The following is a 17,841-nucleotide window of genomic DNA, read 5'->3' as shown; positions in this document are numbered from 1 at the left end:
GCTGCCTAGCAGGCAACCGCTCTCCGCTCTCTGTACTTGGTGAGAAAGGAGTTCAATCATGATCCCGTCGATTATTCGCTGGTCCATCGGCAACCGCTTTCTGGTGCTGCTATTGACCGTCATGCTCACCGCCTGGGGGCTCTGGTCGGTCAAACAGACCCCGGTGGACGCCCTGCCGGATCTCTCCGACGTCCAGGTGATCATCAAGACCTCCTACCCCGGCCAGGCGCCCCAGGTGGTGGAGGATCAGGTGACCTACCCGCTCACCACCGCCATGCTGGCGGTGCCGGGGGCCACTACGGTGCGCGGCTACTCCTTCTTCGGCGACTCCTTCGTCTACGTGCTGTTTGACGACGACACCGACCTCTACTGGGCTCGCGCCCGGGTGCTGGAGTATTTGAGCCAGGTGGCCCCCAACCTGCCCGCCTCCGCCCGCCCCCAGCTCGGCCCCGATGCCACCGGGGTGGGCTGGGTCTACCAGTACGCGTTGGTGGACAGAACCGGCAAGCATGACCTCAGCCAGCTCACCTCGCTGCAGAACTGGTTCCTCAAGTACGAGTTGCAGACGGTGGACGGGGTCTCCGAAGTTGCCACCGTGGGCGGCATGGTGCGCCAGTATCAGGTGCGGGTCGACCCGGACAAACTGCGCGCCTACGGCATCCCGCTCTCCCTTATCGAGACCGCCATCAAGCAGGGCAATCAGGAGACCGGCGCCTCCGTCATCGAGATGGCGGAAGCGGAGTACATGGTGCGCTCCAACGGCTATCTCAAGAGCGTCGAGGATCTGAAGCAGATCCCGCTCGGCACCAATGTGCGCGGCGCCCCGCTGCTGCTGGGCGACGTGGCGGATGTGGTCACCGGGCCCCAGAGCCGGCGCGGCCTGGCCGAGCTCAATGGCGAAGGGGAAGTGGTGGGCGGCATTATCGTCATGCGCTATGGCGAGAATGCTCAGCACACCATCGACGGGGTCAAGGCGCGGCTCGCTCAGCTGAAGAGCAGCCTGCCGGAGGGGGTGGAGGTGGTCACCGTCTACGATCGCTCCGACCTTATCCAGCGCGCCATCGATAACCTCTCCGGCAAGCTGCTGGAGGAGTTCGCCGTGGTGGTGCTGGTCTGCCTCGCCTTCCTGTTCCACCTGCGCTCGTCACTGGTGGTGGTCATTACCCTGCCCATCGCCATTCTGGTGGCCTTTATCGTGATGCACCTGCAGGGGATCAACGCCAACATCATGTCGCTGGGGGGCATCGCCATCGCCATCGGCGCCATGGTGGATGGCGCCATCGTGATGATCGAGAACGTCCACAAACACATGGAGCGGGAGGCGCTCACCGACAAGAACCGCTGGCGCATCATCACAGAGGCGAGCATCGAAGTGGGGCCTGCCATCTTCTTCTCCCTGCTGATCATCACCATCAGCTTCCTGCCGGTGTTTGCGCTGGAGGCGCAGGAGGGGCGGATGTTCCACCCCCTCGCCTTCACCAAGACCTATGCCATGGCGGCGGCTGCCGCGCTCGCCATCACGCTGGTGCCGGTGATCATGGGTTACTTCATCCGTGGCAAGGTGCTGGCGGAGCAAGCCAACCCGCTGAACCGCTGGCTAAGCCAGGGCTATGTGCCGCTGCTCAAAGCCGTCTTGGCCCGCCCGAAAACCACCCTGGCCATCGCCGCCGTGGTCACGGTGGCGGGCTTCTGGCCGCTCAAGTACCTGGGCTCCGAGTTCATTCCGCCGCTGGACGAGGGGGACATCATGTATATGCCCACCACCGCAGCCAATATCTCGGTGGGCAAGGCGCGGGAGATTTTGCAGCAGACCGACAAGCTCATTCGTACCGTACCCGAGGTGCAGAACGTGTTCGGCAAGGCGGGGCGCGCCGAAACCGCCACCGACCCTGCCGATCTGGTGATGATGGAGACCAGCATCCAGCTCAAGCCCCGGGATCAGTGGCGCCCCGGCATGACCCCGGAGAAGCTGAAAGAGGAGCTCGACTCCCTCATCCGCTTCCCCGGCCTCACCAACGCCTGGGTGCCCCCCATCAAGACCCGCATCGACATGCTTGCCACCGGTATCAAGACCCCGGTCGGCATCAAGATAGCGGGGCCGGATCTCAAGGTGATCCAGCAACTCGGCCAACAGCTCGAACAGATCGTTGGCAAGGTGGAGGGCGCCTCATCGGTCTACGCCGAGCGGGTGGCGGGTGGCCGCTACGTCAAGGTAGATATCGACCGGCTCAAAGCGGCCCGCTATGGCCTCAACATCGCCGATGTACAGGCGGTGCTCGCCACCGCAGTGGGCGGCATGGAGGTGGGCCAAACCATCGAGGGGCGCGAACGCTATCCCATCAACCTGCGCTACCCCCAGAGCTATCGCGATTCTGTAGCCAGCTTGGAGCTGCTGCCGGTGGTCACGCCAAGTGGCGCTCGCATCGCGCTGGCGGATGTAGCCCGGGTCTACATCAGCGATGAAGCCCCCATGCTGCGCAGTGAAAACGCGCGGCTCAACGGCTGGGTCTACGTCGATATTCGCGGCCGCGATATCGGCTCCTTCGTCGATGAGGCCAAAGCCGAGGTGGGCAAGCATCTGGTGCTGCCGGCGGGCTACGCCCTCACCTGGTCTGGCCAATACGAGTACATGGAACGGGCCAAGGCGCGCCTCGCCTACGTGGTGCCGCTGACGGTCGCCATTATCGTGCTGCTGCTCTATCTGGCGTTTCGCCGCGTTCAGGAGGTGCTGCTCATTCTCACCACCTTGCCGCTGGCGGTGGTGGGGGGATCTGGACCCTCTGGCTGCTCGACTTCAACCTCTCGGTGGCGGTCGGGGTGGGCTTTATCGCTCTGGCGGGGGTGGCGGTAGAGACCGGCGTCTTGATGCTGGTCTACCTCAACCATGCCTGGGATGACCTGGTGGCCAGTGGCAAGCCGGACAAGGCGGGTCTGCACCGGGCGGTGATCCACGGCGCCGCCCTGCGCCTACGCCCCAAGATGATGACGGTGGTCACCATCATCGCTGGCCTCTTGCCCATCATGTGGAGCCACGGCACCGGATCCGAGGTGATGCAGCGCATCGCCGCCCCCATGATCGGCGGCATGGTGAGCGCGCTGGTGCTGACCCTCTTGGTGCTGCCCGCCGCCTACTACCTGTGGCGCAGTCGCAGCCTTGGCAAGAGCGCGTACCCGCAATCCGAATAACCCGATTTCACGATCCATATTGACTGAACGATAAGGAAACCATCATGAACTACAAAACGCTGACCCTGACCCTGCTGCTTGGCCTTGCCACCCAGACCAACCTGCAAGCCGAAGAGATGATGCACCATGAAGGGCACGATATGAGTCAGACGGGTGAGATGAGCGAACAGGCCGCAATGGTGATGACCAAGGGGGTCATTACCCGCCTCGATGAGGGGCGCGGCAAAGTCGGCATCAAGCACGAGGCGATCGAGAACAAGATGCCCCCCATGACCATGGTCTTTCGAGTAGCTAACCCGGCCCAGCTCCAGGATCTGAAGGTGGGGGATGCGGTGCGTTTTCACGCCGAGAACCCGGACGGCAAGCTAACCGTAACCACTATCCAGAAACAGTAATCAGAGTCATTTCAAAAAAAACGGCGGGATCATCCCGCCGTTTTCTGTTATTGCACCATCCGCCGAGCGGCCTCCTCAGCCGTTCGGATAGGCTTGGGCTATGTTGGCCTGCGCCACCCCCATCAACTGAACCGAGATATCCTGCAGCACATAGAGGTCGCGGCGACGGGTCCAGGGTTGATCGGATTGCTCGTCGTACCAGACGGGCAGTTCGATCCCCTCCGGGGCATGGCTCGCCACCTTGCGGGCACGGCAGGTGATGATGCAGCGCTTGACGTGGTCGCGGTGACCGATAACGGCCGCCGTGCCAAGGGTGGCGGCATCTCCGCCGGCATAATCCCTGACAATGGCCTCCACCACGCCGTCCGTGCTGAGGTAGACCAGCTTGCCTTCATTATCCCAGTAAGGCTCGATGGAGATGACATCCCGGGCTGGAATGTCCGGATAGCGGGCCGAGTCGAGGAAGCGGGCAATCTCCCATTGCACGTACATGGGCACCGGCTTTTGCCGATAGAGGGCCGCACAGCAGGCAGCCAGAGCCTCGTTCATGGGGCCGGGCTCGGCCAGTTCATCCGGGTTGCCCGAGGCGTTGGGGCGGTTGCCGAAGGCAAAGGCGATGACGCAGTGGGCCTGGTCGATGGCGACCCGGGACGGGGTCATGTTGAAGCAGGCCTCCTCGATGAAGGGGGCCAGCTGGCGGGCCGTCTGCTCGTCGTGCAGCTCGGCGCTCAGCCGGTCGGTCAGGGTGGTGCGAAAATCCGCCGCACTCCCCTGGCTGTCATTGCTGCTGTTGCAGCCGGTGAGGGTGGCGACCAGGGGGGTACTCAACAGCCCCAGGGTGACTCTACGTCGACTCTCGTTCATTTAGATTCCTCTTTGGTAGCAAGCACTTAACGGGAACAAGCAGCAATTAACCCTTGACCCAATAAACGCTCATACCATACGGAAAAATGGGGGCGACAAAAGCCATACCGCGAGGCTCGTACCCAGAACGTGCAGCAATTCACACATTAATCAATAAACGAAAGCACTCTTTTGCGAATGAGCCAATAAAAGAAATTAACATCCACATTAATGAACCACTGATAGATACTCTATCTGTGGTTCATTCGCACAGATTTCATCCCTCAGATAACGCGCTCGTTCAGCTGCGGGTTGCCAGCAACTGCTCCACATCCTCGATCACCTTAAGGGCCGCCTGCGGGCCGCCGCTGGAGGTCCAGAGCGACCCGTCAACGGCGCCAAAGCGCTTGGCCTTGATCACCGGCAGTTGCTGGAACGCCGGGGTCTGCTCCGCCTGTCGCATGGCATCCACCGCATCACCGCTGGCGCTCAGAGTGCCGACCACCAGCCAGTCAGCATCCAGCAGGTTGAGGGACTCCAGACTCAGCGCCGGTGAGTGGGGTGCGCCAGTCCCCTGCTGCTTGCTTGGGCGTACCAGCCCCATCGACTCCACTACGCTGCTGGCAAAGGTGCCCTGATACATAAAGCTCGGCCCCTTGGGGTTCCAGCGCACTATGCTGATGCTCTCCCCCTGATGCTTGGCCAGCTTGCTGCGGGCCTGAGTCAACCGCTCGGCATACTGCAGCAAGAAAGTATCCCCTTGCTGGTCGCGGTTGAGGGTGTGAGCGGTGCGGCGAAAGCTATCCTGCCAAGGCTCACCCCACTTGCTGGTCACCACGGTCGGCGCGATCTCCCCCAGCAAGGTCAGCAGCTCGGGACGGGTCTGGCCGGTCAGGATAAGGTCGGGCTCCAGCGCAATCAGCGACTCCAGATTGGGGCTGTCGAGATCGCCGATCACCTGGATACCCATGCCCGCCTCGTTCAGCAAATAGCGGGGCAAGGTGGGTTGACCACGGCCATTGACGGCGCCGATGGGGGTCAGCCCCAGGGTCAGGGTGCTGTCGAGTTCGAGCTCGCTCAGCACCACCACCCGCATTGGCTGGGCTGGCACCTGCACCTTCTGGCCAAACGCATCGGTCACTTCACGCATCTCCTGCGCCTGAACCTGCGGCGCGGCCAGCATCAGGATGGCTGCTGCCAGGGCGGCAAAACGCTTCATCATTTCACTCCTTCTCGTTACACGGCCCGGATAATCGGCCGCGTGAATACACTCGGTGGGCCCACAGAGCAGGCCCATATGACTCAACTCGCCGAACGCAGGGCACGGCCATGTTCGTGGCGACGGGGCACGATAATGGGCGCCCCGTCGCCGGGGGCATGCAGAATGTCGACGCTGGTCTGGTAGAGCCGGTCGATCAAGGACTTGGTCACCACCTCCCGGGCCGGGCCCATGGCGGCAATGGTCCCCTCGCCGATGGCGATCAGCTCGTCACAGTAGCGGGCCGCCATCGCCAGATCGTGGATCACCAGCAGCACGGTTTTGCCCTCGGCGGTGATGCGATGGATCGCCTCCATCACCTCGGTCTGGTGACCGATATCGAGGGCGCTGGTGGGCTCGTCGAGCAGCACCATGTCGCTGTCCTGCGCCAGGATCATCGCCAGCCACGCCCGCTGTGCCTGCCCGCCGGAGAGGGACGCAGCGCTCTGCTGCCAGATCCCCTCAAGCTGCATTCGCTCGCAGGCAATACGCACCATGCGGGCATCCTCCTCACCCCACTGATTGAACCAGCCCTGATGAGGGTGACGGCCATACTGCACCAGCTGCTCCACCAGAATGCCGGCAGGCAGGGTGGGCCGCTGGGGCAGATAGGCGAGCTCCCGCGCCAGCCCCTTCATGGGGTAGCTGGCAAGCGGCTTGCCTTTGAGCAGGATCTCGCCGCGTTGGGCTTTCATCTGGCCAGATAGCAGCTTGAGCAGGGTCGATTTGCCGCAGCCGTTGGGGCCGACGATCCCCACCAGCTTGCCCCTCGGCACGCTGAAGGAGATGTCCCGCAAAATGGGGGTCTGCTGATAGGCGAAGTGGAGGCGATTTACGGTGAGCGTCATCAGTCAGCCCTCTGGCGATCGTTAACGAGAAGAAACAGCAGCAACAGGCCACCGAGAATGCGGGTCATGATACCGGTCGCCACCTCGTGGGGGCTGGCCAGCCCCCGAACCAGGGTATCACTGGCAAGCAGCAGCAGGGCGCCGCTGAGTGCCGCCAGCCAGAGCGGCACCACCCGGTCTTTTACCAGCCAGGAGGCAAGAATGGGGGCTGCCATGGCGATAAAGACCACGGGGCCGCCGATGGCGGTGCCGAGCGCCGCCACCAGAATGGCCTGGGCCAGAATGCCCAATTGCACCCGATCGCCGTTGACGCCAAGCCCTCTGGCCATCTCGGGGCCAAAGCGCAGCACCGCCAGCGAGCGGGAGAGATAGACGATCCACGGGCAGAGCAGCAGCAACAGGATGGCGATGGGGGTGATGGTGCTGTAACCCACGGCGATAAAGCTGCCCATATTCCACAAATAGAGGGAGCTCAGGTGCAGCAGGGCCTGAGTGGACATCACGAACTGGCCGAGCGCCTCGAACAGCTCGGAGAGGCCGATACCGATCACCACGAACAGATAGCCCTGCTCACCCGGTTTGCGGCAGAGGGCATAGAGCACCAGCGCCGCGAAGATGGCGCCGATGGGGGCCGCCCACCAGGGCCAGCTGCCCACGGTCAGATAGAGGGAGAAGATGATGATGGCCAGAGAGGCGCCGTTGTTGACCCCCACCATGTCGGGTGTGGCCAGCCGGTTGCGCACCAGCGTCTGCACCAGACAGCCTGAGAGCCCCATTGCGGCCCCCGCCACCACCACCCCAAGGATGCGCGGCAGCCGGATCTTGAACAGGGTGAGCTGCTCAAGCCGCGTCCCCTCCCCCATCAGGGTGTTGACCACCCCGGCAAAGCCGAGCTTGCCGCCGCCAACGCTCAGGGCCAGCAGAGCCAGGGCCAGCAACGCCACGGCCAGCAGAGCCAGCCCGCGCCAGCTTGGCAGATGGAGCAGCAAAGAGCGGTTGCCGGCCCGCAGGCAGAGCATATCGGTAGGTGTACGCATCAACCCCTCACTTGACGGTCAGCAGGGTACGAAAGCCCCCGCGATGAACAATGGCGATCAGCACAGGTGCGCCAATCAGGGCCAGAATAACCCCGTTGGGCAGCTCGAACGGCTGGATCAGCCAGCGCGCCAGAATGTCGGCCAACAGCAGAAACAGCATGCCGAACAGGGCGGAGAAACAGACCTGCACCGACAGCTTCACCGGCTCCACCAATCGGCCACAGTAGGCGGCCAGAAAGCCGACAAAGCCGATAGGGCCGGCGATGGCGATGGCACTGGCGGTAAACAGGGTGGCGGCCAGCAGCACGCCAATTCGCACCCGGTTTGGGCGGATCCCCAGCGCCTGGGCCTGACTGTCCCCCATCTGCATCAGGGTCAGCTGGCGACAGAGCAGCAAGGTGATGACAAACGCCCCCAGCACGAAGGGCAGTACGGCTATGATGGCATCGAGATTGGCCGCCGACAGGGAGCCGAGGTTCCAGAAGCGGTACTGCTCCAGCACCATCTTGTTGGAGAGCAGCAGAAAGCTGGAGAGACCGCCGAAGGTGGCGGAAAGCGCCACCCCGACCAGAATAAGCTTGAGGGGGTTGGAGCGGCCAATCATCATGCCGAGCCCCAGCACAATCACGTTGCCGAGCAGCGCACCGAGTCCGGCCCAGAGCAGATAGCCGTAGGCGGACTCCACCCCGAACCAGGTGAGCCCCACCACCAGCGCAAAGACGGCCCCGGCGTTGACCCCGAGCAGACCGGGCTCCGCCAGCGGATTGCGGGTCGCGCTCTGCAACAAGGAGGCCGCCAGAGATAAAGAGGCGCCGACCACCATGGCGCAGAGGGTGCGCGGCAGTCGCAAGGTATTGAGCACCATGGCGAGCTTCTCGTCGCCAGCCCAGCGGGCATCCCCCATCAGGTAGCCGAGCACCTCGCGAGCACCATAGACACCCGCACCGGTGGCGAGCGAAAGAGAAAGCAGTACGAACAGGAGGAACAATCCCAGCCAGAACAGCGAGGTCTGGTCTCTAAACACCCTTTAACTCCTTATGATTGCAATGCCATCTTGTTGAAATACATGTGGTTTTAATAAAAGTCGTCATCCGAGGTGATACCGTGGCAACAACGGAAGCCCGCCAGTGCGGGCTCCCGCTCAGCCATTACAGCTTGTAGGCCACACCGGCATAGACAGTGCGCCCGTCGAGGATCTGATCGGCCTCGGTGGCAACCCAGTCACGCTTGGTATTGGTCAGGTTGTTGAGCCCGAACTTCAGATCCAGTGCCCGAGTGGCGTTCCAGACTGCCCCGATATCCAGGGTGTGGAATCCGGCGGTGGTCTCATAGGTGGTGCCGCTCATGCGCGGAACCGGAAGGATCTGGCTGCCGGTGTAGTTCCAGCCGAGCTGGGTACTCAGGCTCTCGATGACCTGCCACTCCAGCTTGGCGTTGGCGGTATGCTCCGGCGTCCGATAGAGATCCTTGCCGCTGGTCTTGTCCTCTCCGTCGATCAGGGTGACGTTGCTGGAAAGGGTCAGGGTATCGGTGATATCAAACCAGCCGCTCAGCTCCACCCCCTTGATGCGGGCCTTGCTGACGTTCTGATAGGTCATCACCGCCGGACGCCAGGTGGAGGTCCATGCCTCGCTCTGGATCTTGTCCTTGATATCATTGTGGAAGGCGGTAACCCCGGCGCCCCAGAACGAACCATCATAGGCGGTGCCCAGCTCGTAGCTGACGGCGGTTTCCGGTTTCAGATCCGGATTGCCCATTACGGCGCAGCGACCGCGACAGGCGGCTACGGCATAATCCGGGTTGGACTGGGCAATGGTCGGCGCCTTGAACGCCTTGCCAATGCCGCCCTTGACTACCCAGTTGTCAGTCAGGCTGTAGAGGGCATAACCGCGGGGGCTGAACTCGGTGCCATAGGTCTCGTGGTGATCGACCCGGCCACTCAGTGTCAACGCCAGATCGCCAAAGCCAAACTCATCCTGCAGATAGAGCGCGCTCTGGTTGACGCTGACATCGCCCCCCTTGAGGTTGACGTTATGCTTGAGTTCGGTGATGCGGTACTCGGCACCACTGGTCAGCAGGTGGCTGCCCAGATTACCGCTCAGCTGGCCATCGAAGGTGTGGTTGGTCTGGCTCACATCGCCGCTGGTCTTGCTCAGCGCCGTCATCAGTTCGGAGTCGTCAAACAGGTCAACCTGCTCGAAGGCATAGCCGACCCGGCTGTCGAACTGATCCCAACGGCCGACGTGAGTGGCATTGAGCCCCAGTCGCTCCATCTGCTGGATATTGCGCGGCGTCTGGCCGTAGTTGTTCCAGTGGGCCTCCCGATCGTCTTTGGCGTAGTTCATCCCTACATCCAGATCCTGACGATCATCGATCAACCATTTGACGTTGGAGAGGATCCCCAGCTTTTCACGCTGCTCGATGGCATCGGCCTTGGGGTTGATGCTCTGCTCGCTCTGCCAGGCATCCCTGTGGTTCCCTTCTACCACCAGGTTGGCCAGCAGCTTGTTGTCGATCAGCGCCCCGCCCACATAGGCGCTCGCCTTGTTGATATCCCCGCCGTGACCGTCGGTGGGGTCGCTGAAGGTATAGGTGGCCGCCGCTTCGGTCTTCTCCCCGGGTTGGCGCAAGATGACATTGACCACCCCACCCAGCGCATCGGCACCGTAGAGGGAGGAGATGGGGCCACGGATCACTTCGATACGCTCGATGGCCGCCATCGGGATGGCGGAGAGATCGAAATCATTGCCATAACCGGAGGTAAGAGCATCGCGGGAGCTGATACGCCGCCCATTGACCAGCAACAGGGTGTAATCCCCCTCCAGCCCGCGCAACTTGATCTCGCTGCGGCCGTAGCTGGTGGCAGGGCTGATATTGACCCCCGGCAACTGTTTCAGAGCGCCGGTGAGGTCATTGACATTGAGCTTGTCGAGCTCGGCCCGAGTCACCACAGAGACGCTGGCCGGGGCGGTCAGCTCGCTGTGCCGGGTTTTGGTCGCCGTCACCACCATGGTTTCATGAGCGGTAACAGGCGCAGTCCCTTGGGCCAGAACTGGCAGGGTAAAAAGGGACAACACCAGCGGATGCACTGCAAATCGTCGGGATGATGTACGCATCATCAATACTCCACATAAAACAACCAGGGCCAACCCCACCGACATCCCTATCTGACCTCGCCAGACCCGGTGCAAAGTGATGGAGTTCATTGGCATGAACAGTCGTCCATGCCCCATCACCCCGAACATCAGTGCATTACGGCAGGCCCTGCGTTGTGTTATGCCACTCGCAGCCATCAATAACAAAAGCGCCATACCGACTGACATCGGGACGGCGCAATACTAAATGCAAATCATTTTTATTTGCAAGCGTGAATCAGGTATTCTTTCGCATCCGCTTAATTATCCATCACATCGTGACGGGTCTGGTGATAGGCCTCTTCACTCTTGCCCCGGCGCCAGTACGGCACGGCGTAGAGCGACTGACGATCCACCTCGAGCACGGAACGAAAATGGCGGCGCAGCGGCAGCACCAGCGCCTCTTCCCCACCCAGCCAGAAGAAGCCACCATCGCGCACCAGCGGCAGAGCAATCACATGCTCCAGCAGGCCGCTGGACTCGGGCTCGCCGACAAACCAGTGACAGCGCACCCCGACCGGCAGCGTCAAAGGCTGAGCATCGGCCTGATCCGGCACCAGAATCGCAATTTCCCCTCTGGCATCGGCAGGCATCACCTCGCACATCGCCATGATGGCGGGCAAGGCGGTGAGATCCCCTACCAGACAGTAGTGATCGGCCGGTTGCAGCATAGGGTTGGGACCACCCGGCCCGGAGAGGATTACCTTCTCTCCCGGCTTGGCATGGGTAGCAAAGGCGCTGGCGGGCCCGCCGTCACCGTGCAGCACGAAGTCGATATCAATTTCCTGCTCATCACGGCGAAACGCGCGGATGGTGTAGGTGCGGATCACCGGCTTGTCAGCCGGGTCACTCCAGCGCGGGCCGCTCGGGGTCATTGCAGGCAGCACCGGCTCTACCTGATGGGGCTGGGCCAGCATCACCTTGATATGGGCCCCACCGCAGGTGAAGGGATAGTCAGCCAGTTCGCTGCCACCAAAGGTGATACGACGCAAATGGGGGGTGATCTGGGTAATGGCTTTGACAGTCAGCAGACGGGGACGATTGGGAGGCAGAGATGGGGACACAATGAGGCTCCTCGTTGAGTGTGTTGCCTATGCTACACACAAATGGGAATCACTATCAAATGCGATTATTTCTCGTCTATCCGGCTCAAACATCACTAATCACTACCATCAGCCCCCGAACAGAGAAACGGGCTTATGCACGCTAGTCCCATGATTGGACGAAGAAAGCAGCCGGACAACAACACTGTCACGCAGGGTTCCATTTGCCTATTTCGACCATAGTTTTTCGAGATCAAATTTTATTTCTCAATAAGTTTCCTATCCTTAGTGAAGCAGTTAATGTAAGCACAGGATGCCAAACAGGATTGTATGATGGATGACCAGATCCTGATTATTGATGATGACGAGCTCTCCCTCCCCGACGCGCAGCAAGCAGGCTGGAGGGTGATGATTGTTGACGATGAACCGGAAGTGCATCGCATCACCAAGATCACTTTAAACAAATTCGAGTTTGACAATCGTCCCATCGAGTTTCTGCATGCCTATTCGGCAGCAGAGGCAAAAAAATTGCTGGCCACCACCCCGGATGTTGCACTGCTGCTGCTGGACGTGGTGATGGAGGTCGATCACGCCGGTCTTGATGTCGTCAAATATGTCCGTGAAGAGCTGCAAAACAAGATGGTACGAATCGTGCTGCGTACCGGCCAACCCGGCCAAGCGCCGGAAGATGACGTGGTGACCAACTACGACATCAACGACTACAAGGATAAAACCGAGCTCACCTCCCAGAAGCTGCGCACCCTGCTGCGTGCCAGCCTGCGCTCCTATCGGGATATCCGCACCCTGGAAAGCAACCGGCAAGGGCTGGAAAAAGTCATCGAAGCCTCCAAGGGGATCTTTGAGAAACGGGCGCTGCGTCAGTTTGTCGAAGGCGCCCAAGAGCAGCTGAGCGCCCTGCTCCATCTGGGAGAGACCCAGATTTACGATGTAAAACAATATGCCTACGAAGTGAAGGATCAACTGCTGGAGCCCCTGCTGCCAGGTCATCCCCCGGTGCGGTTGACAGAGGCACCCGAGATACTGCGTCAGGCCATGACCCGGGGCTGCAATATCTACAACACCAACCAGATGGTGCTCTACTGCCAAAACCCGCGCCACCACCTGTTGTTTCATATCGAGACCACTCGCCAGCTCAGTCAGATCGATACCAGCCTGCTGACCCTGTTTACCGAAAACATCATAGTGGCACTTGAAAATATCCGGCTCAACGAGGTGATCGCCGACAACCAGCGGGAGATCATCTATCGCATCGGCGAACTGGTCGAAACCCGCTCCAAGGAGTCAGGGTTACACGTCAAACGGGTCGCGCTCTACACCGAGCTTTTCTGCCATCTGCTGGGGATGAGCGAAGAGCAGAGCGAGCTGGTTAAACGGGCCTCACCACTGCACGACATTGGCAAGGTGGGTATTCCCGATGCCATTTTGCACAAACCGGGCAAGCTGACCCCGGAAGAGTGGGAGATCATGAAAACTCATGCCCAACTCGGTCAGGATATGCTCTCCGGCAGCGATCTGGCGTTGTTCCAGATTGGCGCCACCATAGCAGGCAATCACCATGAGAAGTGGAATGGCAGCGGTTATCCCCGCGGTTTGAAGGGGGCCGATATCCCACTGGAAGGACGGATCGTGGCACTGGCCGATGTGTTCGATGCCTTGGGTTCGGATCGCTGCTACAAGAAAGCGTGGCCGCTGGACAAGGTGCTGGCCCTGATTGAAGAGGAGAAGGGGCAGCATTTCGACCCCCAGCTGGTCGAGCTGATGATGGCCAATCTGGACAAGTTCCTCGAAATCCGCGAGCAGAACAAGGATGTCTATATTGGCGATCACTGATTGCTGCCAATCCCTTATCCTAAGGGTTCGAGCTAAAAAACCGCCCTGCTTATCGAGGGCGGTTTCTTCTCTCTGGTGTATCGTTTTTCCCGAGTCTGGGCTACTGCTCTGGCAAATTGAGATCCAGCTTGGCTGCCGGTTGGCCGTTTTGTTGATTTTCAGCCTGAGCTGCTGCTAGCGCACGTTTAAAAGCACGCCGTTTTTGCATCACCACAAAACCTGCGCCTCCCAGCAACACCAGTAGTACCCCACCCCCAACCAGAACCCAAAGTAGCCACCCCATTCCCTCTTCAGGCTGCTCTTCGGTAGACTCGGCGCTGGAGGCCTGAGCGGCTGCTGATGCCACCTCTGCGGGAGGCGGAGGGGGCGGAAAGATATTGAAGGTTTTCACCGGCAACTCGATCTTCAGCTCGCGCCCCAGACGAGTGGTGCCATAAAGGGTCGCTTTCACCTCATGCTGACCGACCTCCTTGATGGCAGAGAGATCGATATCAAGCTTGGGCTCACTGGCCGTCTCGCTAAACTCGTAGAGGCCACCCACATTGCTGGTGACACTCCCCTTGATCGCGACAGAGGCCGGATCCAGTTCATCACGATCGATCAGCAGCGACAATTTGGCGCCCAGCTCTTCCGAAGGGGGTGTCAGGTTATAGCTGAACGGATAAGGATAGAGCAGCACATCCTGATAGCGGGCTCGGACAAACACCTGATTACCTGTGCTGAACATGGCGCGGTATTTGCCGGCGGGAATATCCTGTAGTGTCACTTCCGCCGTCATGATGCCGTCACCCGGCACTTCGTCCAGCCCCTTGCCATCATCGCGATAGTGGCCAAGTACTTGATCCAGCACGACCTCTTTCTTATCGGCATCGCTGAACGATTGCAGCTTGACGGTCATGCCAAGATCAGAGAGATAGTATTTATCTTGCGGCGGCTGGCCATTGATCAGCAACCACGCCTTGAGCTTGACCACCTCTCCCTGATAGAGCTGCATCGGCAAGGCGGCAATATCAAGCCGGATATCGGAGAGGATACGAACCCGATTGTCGGGATCTACCTCGCCGATCGCCTGCCAGGGGCCCGGCATCGGATTGCGCAGAGTAATAAGATCATGCTCCGGCAATGCTAGCCAACCCACATCGGCAGGTTTGACCTTGCCCACGTAAAGCTTGCTGCCATCGGGGCGAACCAGGATCACGGACGGAGTGCCCGGCTTGCGCTTGATAATGAAGGTGATCTCCTTCACCCCGTAATCGATGCGAAAGCGGTTATCCAGCAGCGGAATATCGGAAGGGGCAAATACCTCGGTCGCCGTCGCCCCCAGCGAGAGCAACAACAGCAGACCGGCACACCACTTGCTCATTGCCGCCACAAACAACTCCCTCCCTTCTTCTGTACCAGATCCAGTCTCGCTTCGTGCAGGGCCTGAACCTCGGCACTGGCACGCACCACCTTGAGGGCGGGTCGGTTGCTCTCCAACCGGCGAATGCTGGTGTCCTGATTGCTTTCGTTTTCGTTGCTCTCGGTAGCCAGATTGAGTTTGGTCTGGCCGCCGGTCATCAGCAGGTAGACGTCCGCCAGGATCTCCGCATCGAGCAGAGCCCCGTGCAGGGTACGGTGGGAGTTGTCGATACCGTAACGATCGCACAGCACATCCAGGTTGTTGCGCTTGCCGGGGAAGAGATCCCGCGCCATCGCCAGGGTATCTGTGATGGTACAGATATCCGTCGTCTTGAAGTTGAGTCCGAGCTTGCTGAACTCATAGTCCATGAAGCTCACGTCAAACGGCGCGTTGTGGGCGATCAGCTCGGCGCCCCGGATAAACTCGAGGAACTCGTCGGCAATCTGGCTAAACGACGGCTTATCACGCAGAAACTCGTCGGTAATACCATGTACCTGTACCGCTTCCGGGTCGACCGGACGATCAGGTTTGATATAGACGTGATAGTGGTTACCGGTCAGCTTGCGGTTGATCACCTCCACACAGCCGATTTCGATGATGCGATGGCCAAGGTAAACGGGGCCACCACCGGTATTCATACCTGTGGTTTCGGTATCCAGAATGATCTGGCGATTCAGTTGGGGTGTGTTCATGATCCAATCTATGTCAAACTTCGGCTTTACTCGCTAGTTTACCCCAAGCCTCTGGCTAAAACAGATTGATTGCTCATGTTAAAACAGATTGATTTATTCACAGATGGCTCCTGCCTAGGCAACCCGGGCCCGGGTGGCTATGGCGCAGTCATGGTTTATGGCAAACACCGCAAGGAAATTTCAGCCGGCTTCAAGCTGACCACCAATAACAGGATGGAGCTGATGGCAGCCATCATGGGGCTTCGAACCCTCAACGAGCCCTGCAAGGTGCGCCTCACCACCGATAGCCAATATGTGCGCCAGGGGATCACCCAGTGGATCATCGGCTGGAAAAAGAAGGGGTGGATGACCGCCAATCGTCAACCGGTCAAGAACGTCGATCTCTGGAAGGAGTTGGATGCAGAAGTGGGTCGCCACCAGATTGAGTGGCTCTGGGTAAAGGGCCACTCCGGCCATCCGGAGAACGAACGGTGCGACGAGCTGGCCAGAGATGCCGCCTGCGGCAAGGATCTGGCCGAGGATACCGGTTACCAGCCCTGACGGGCCATGCCCGGTGTAGCGAGGGACTTTGGCAGTTGCCAGCGCCGCCGCACCGGGATCAGTGGAAAACGCCGTTTACGGGCAGCAATCACGTATACCGACGCAAACGCCTTGCAATAATCCCGCCCGATACTCTCCCGCCACCAGCTGTGCCAGCTCTGTTTACCCATAAACGAGTAACCGAAACGCTCGTCAAACATCACTTCACACCCCAATAGATGCAGCCAGTCCGTCACCCGCCCAGGGGTAAACATCCGAGCAGACCAGGGCAACTTGCGCCGTAAAAAAGGGATACAGTGGCCAACTCCCACCAGACTCACCGGATTGTAACCACTGATGATGAGCCAGCCATCATCGGTCAGCACCCTTTCGGCTTCACGCAATACCTGATGGGGATCGGCGGAGAAATCGAGGCAGTGAGCCAGCAGACAGGCATCGACGCTGCCGGTTCGCACCGGCAGCTCGAGGGGATCGCCATAGATGTCCAGCAGTCGTCCCTCAGGCGCGACGCCCACCTGATGACGAATGGATGAACATTTGCAGGAGAGCTCGGCGCTCAGGGCTCCGACCTTGAGCAAGTGATACCCGAACAAGTTGGGGCACCAGCTGTCGAGCCGCTCCTGGATCTCGGCCGCCACCCAGTCACCCATAGGCAGCGCTGACCAGCTGGTCGGGATCTCGATTTGTTGTTCGGTACGTGCCACCTGCATAATAGGGTTCAACTCGCGGTTTCGAACGCCATCCTGTTATATAAGATACCCTCCCTAAAGAGAAGCAGACTCATGTATCCAGTGATCACAGTTCCAGCCTTTAATGACAATTACATCTGGTTGATTAGACACGAAAATCACTGTCTGGTTGTCGATCCGGGCGATGCCGCCCCCGTGCTGGAGCGGCTCTCGGCACTGGATCTCGTGCTTGATGCCATCTTGCTCACCCACCACCATCATGACCATGTGGGAGGCGTCAGCACATTGCTCGAGCACTTCCCCCACGCGAGACTGTATGGCCCCAAACTTGACCCTATGCCAGATCATCATGGCCAGTGGCTCGAAGATGGTGATCAGATCAACTGGCACGGCCTCGCCCTCGAGGTAATCCATGTGCCCGGGCACACCCGTGGCCATATCGCTTACTATGGTAACGGCATGCTCTTTTGTGGCGATACCCTCTTCTCGGCCGGTTGTGGCCGCCTGTTTGAAGGGACGCCGGAACAGATGTACCACTCGTTACAGCGCCTTGCCGCCCTGCCCGACGAGACCCTGATCTACTGCGCCCATGAGTACACACTCTCCAACCTGCGCTTTGCCTATGCAGTTGAACCGGACAATCCGGCGATCCGTGATCAGATCGGACTGATCAGCAAACTGCGGCAACAAGGGCTGCCAAGCCTGCCCACCCGGCTGGAGGATGAACGCAAGTTTAATGTTTTTCTGCGCTGCGAGCTCGATTCGGTAAAATTTTCTGCTGAAAAGAAGGGGCTAAAATGCGTGGAAAATCCGGTAGATACCTTCACCATCTTGCGTCAGTGGAAGGACGTTTTTTGAACAAACCTTGATCAGGGGGCCATTGCCCCTTATGATGCGGGCTGTTTTTCCCAAAAATGACCGGA

Annotated in this window: 14 protein-coding genes and 1 pseudogene; 5 read left to right on the top strand and 10 right to left on the bottom strand. The window is 59.9% G+C overall.

Annotation, left to right across the window (positions count from 1 at the left end):
* Positions 1–58: 58 nt before the first annotated feature.
* Both ACTG2G_RS18245 and ACTG2G_RS18240 read left to right on the top strand, forming a co-directional pair.
* Positions 59–3,186, top strand: a pseudogene (locus ACTG2G_RS18245) (efflux RND transporter permease subunit).
* 44 nt (positions 3,187–3,230) lie between these two features.
* Positions 3,231–3,581 (top strand): copper-binding protein, encoded by a 351-nt coding sequence (locus ACTG2G_RS18240; protein WP_439985716.1) that lies wholly within the window; start codon positions 3,231–3,233, stop codon positions 3,579–3,581.
* A 75-nt stretch (positions 3,582–3,656) separates the two neighbouring features.
* Here the strand turns inward: ACTG2G_RS18240 and ACTG2G_RS18235 are convergent, their stop codons facing one another.
* The 7 genes from ACTG2G_RS18235 to ACTG2G_RS18205 all read right to left on the bottom strand — a co-directional run bounded on the left by ACTG2G_RS18235 (position 3,657) and on the right by ACTG2G_RS18205 (position 11,765).
* A complete protein-coding gene (locus ACTG2G_RS18235; protein ID WP_429205122.1) occupies positions 3,657–4,445 on the bottom strand; it encodes a hypothetical protein in 789 nt (262 codons plus the stop codon).
* Positions 4,446–4,725: 280 nt separating this feature from the next.
* Entirely contained in the window at positions 4,726–5,643 is a 918-nt protein-coding gene (locus ACTG2G_RS18230) for an ABC transporter substrate-binding protein (RefSeq protein WP_421323376.1), read from the bottom strand.
* An 83-nt stretch (positions 5,644–5,726) separates the two neighbouring features.
* Positions 5,727–6,530, bottom strand: a complete 804-nt coding sequence (locus tag ACTG2G_RS18225) for an ABC transporter ATP-binding protein (RefSeq protein WP_100645522.1) — start codon at positions 6,528–6,530, stop codon at positions 5,727–5,729.
* Positions 6,530–7,567, bottom strand: coding sequence for a FecCD family ABC transporter permease (locus ACTG2G_RS18220; protein WP_100645521.1), 1,038 nt, complete (start codon positions 7,565–7,567; stop codon positions 6,530–6,532). Before ACTG2G_RS18220 ends, ACTG2G_RS18225 begins: the two co-directional genes overlap by 1 nt.
* 7 nt (positions 7,568–7,574) lie before the next feature.
* Positions 7,575–8,591, bottom strand: coding sequence for a FecCD family ABC transporter permease (locus ACTG2G_RS18215; RefSeq protein ID WP_421347727.1), 1,017 nt, complete (start codon positions 8,589–8,591; stop codon positions 7,575–7,577).
* A gap of 124 nt (positions 8,592–8,715) precedes the next feature.
* Positions 8,716–10,683, bottom strand: a complete 1,968-nt coding sequence (locus ACTG2G_RS18210; protein WP_439985915.1) for a TonB-dependent receptor domain-containing protein — start codon at positions 10,681–10,683, stop codon at positions 8,716–8,718.
* Between the two features lie 278 nt (positions 10,684–10,961).
* Positions 10,962–11,765 carry a siderophore-interacting protein gene (locus ACTG2G_RS18205; protein WP_069526731.1) on the bottom strand — a complete coding sequence of 268 codons (804 nt, stop codon included), beginning with the start codon at positions 11,763–11,765 and terminating at the stop codon, positions 10,962–10,964.
* Positions 11,766–12,077: 312 nt separating this feature from the next.
* Between ACTG2G_RS18205 and ACTG2G_RS18200 the strand changes: the two genes are divergently transcribed.
* Positions 12,078–13,595, top strand: a complete 1,518-nt coding sequence (locus tag ACTG2G_RS18200; RefSeq protein WP_216954328.1) for an HD domain-containing phosphohydrolase — start codon at positions 12,078–12,080, stop codon at positions 13,593–13,595.
* 100 nt (positions 13,596–13,695) lie between these two features.
* Here ACTG2G_RS18200 and ACTG2G_RS18195 read toward each other — a convergent pair whose 3' ends face one another.
* Together ACTG2G_RS18195 and dnaQ are read right to left on the bottom strand one after the other, a co-directional pair.
* On the bottom strand, positions 13,696–14,958 hold the full coding sequence (locus ACTG2G_RS18195; RefSeq protein ID WP_421386092.1) for a TIGR03503 family protein: 1,263 nt from the start codon (positions 14,956–14,958) through the stop codon (positions 13,696–13,698).
* A complete protein-coding gene (gene dnaQ / locus ACTG2G_RS18190; RefSeq protein ID WP_266135550.1) occupies positions 14,955–15,689 on the bottom strand; it encodes a DNA polymerase III subunit epsilon in 735 nt (244 codons plus the stop codon). The genes ACTG2G_RS18195 and dnaQ overlap by 4 nt, the downstream gene beginning before the upstream one ends.
* A gap of 75 nt (positions 15,690–15,764) precedes the next feature.
* On the opposite strand from dnaQ, the gene rnhA reads away from it, so the two are divergent.
* Positions 15,765–16,229 (top strand): ribonuclease HI, encoded by a 465-nt coding sequence (rnhA, locus tag ACTG2G_RS18185; protein ID WP_227342319.1) that lies wholly within the window; start codon positions 15,765–15,767, stop codon positions 16,227–16,229.
* Here the strand turns inward: rnhA and ACTG2G_RS18180 are convergent.
* Entirely contained in the window at positions 16,217–16,939 is a 723-nt protein-coding gene (locus tag ACTG2G_RS18180) for a methyltransferase domain-containing protein (RefSeq protein WP_202003466.1), read from the bottom strand. The two genes, rnhA and ACTG2G_RS18180, sit on opposite strands and share 13 nt — an antisense overlap.
* Before the next feature lie 72 nt (positions 16,940–17,011).
* Here ACTG2G_RS18180 and gloB point away from each other — a divergent pair, with 72 nt between their 5' ends.
* The gene (gloB, locus tag ACTG2G_RS18175) at positions 17,012–17,776 is read left to right on the top strand and encodes a hydroxyacylglutathione hydrolase (protein ID WP_042055494.1); all 765 of its coding nucleotides are present in this window, start codon (positions 17,012–17,014) and stop codon (positions 17,774–17,776) included.
* The last annotated feature ends 65 nt before the right edge of the window (positions 17,777–17,841 follow it).

This window comes from Aeromonas sp. 55A, from assembly GCF_051919665.1.
Taxonomy (GTDB): domain Bacteria; phylum Pseudomonadota; class Gammaproteobacteria; order Enterobacterales; family Aeromonadaceae; genus Aeromonas; species Aeromonas veronii.
The sequence above is the reverse complement of the archived record's forward strand: the minus strand, read 5'-3'. Positions and strand labels throughout refer to the sequence as shown.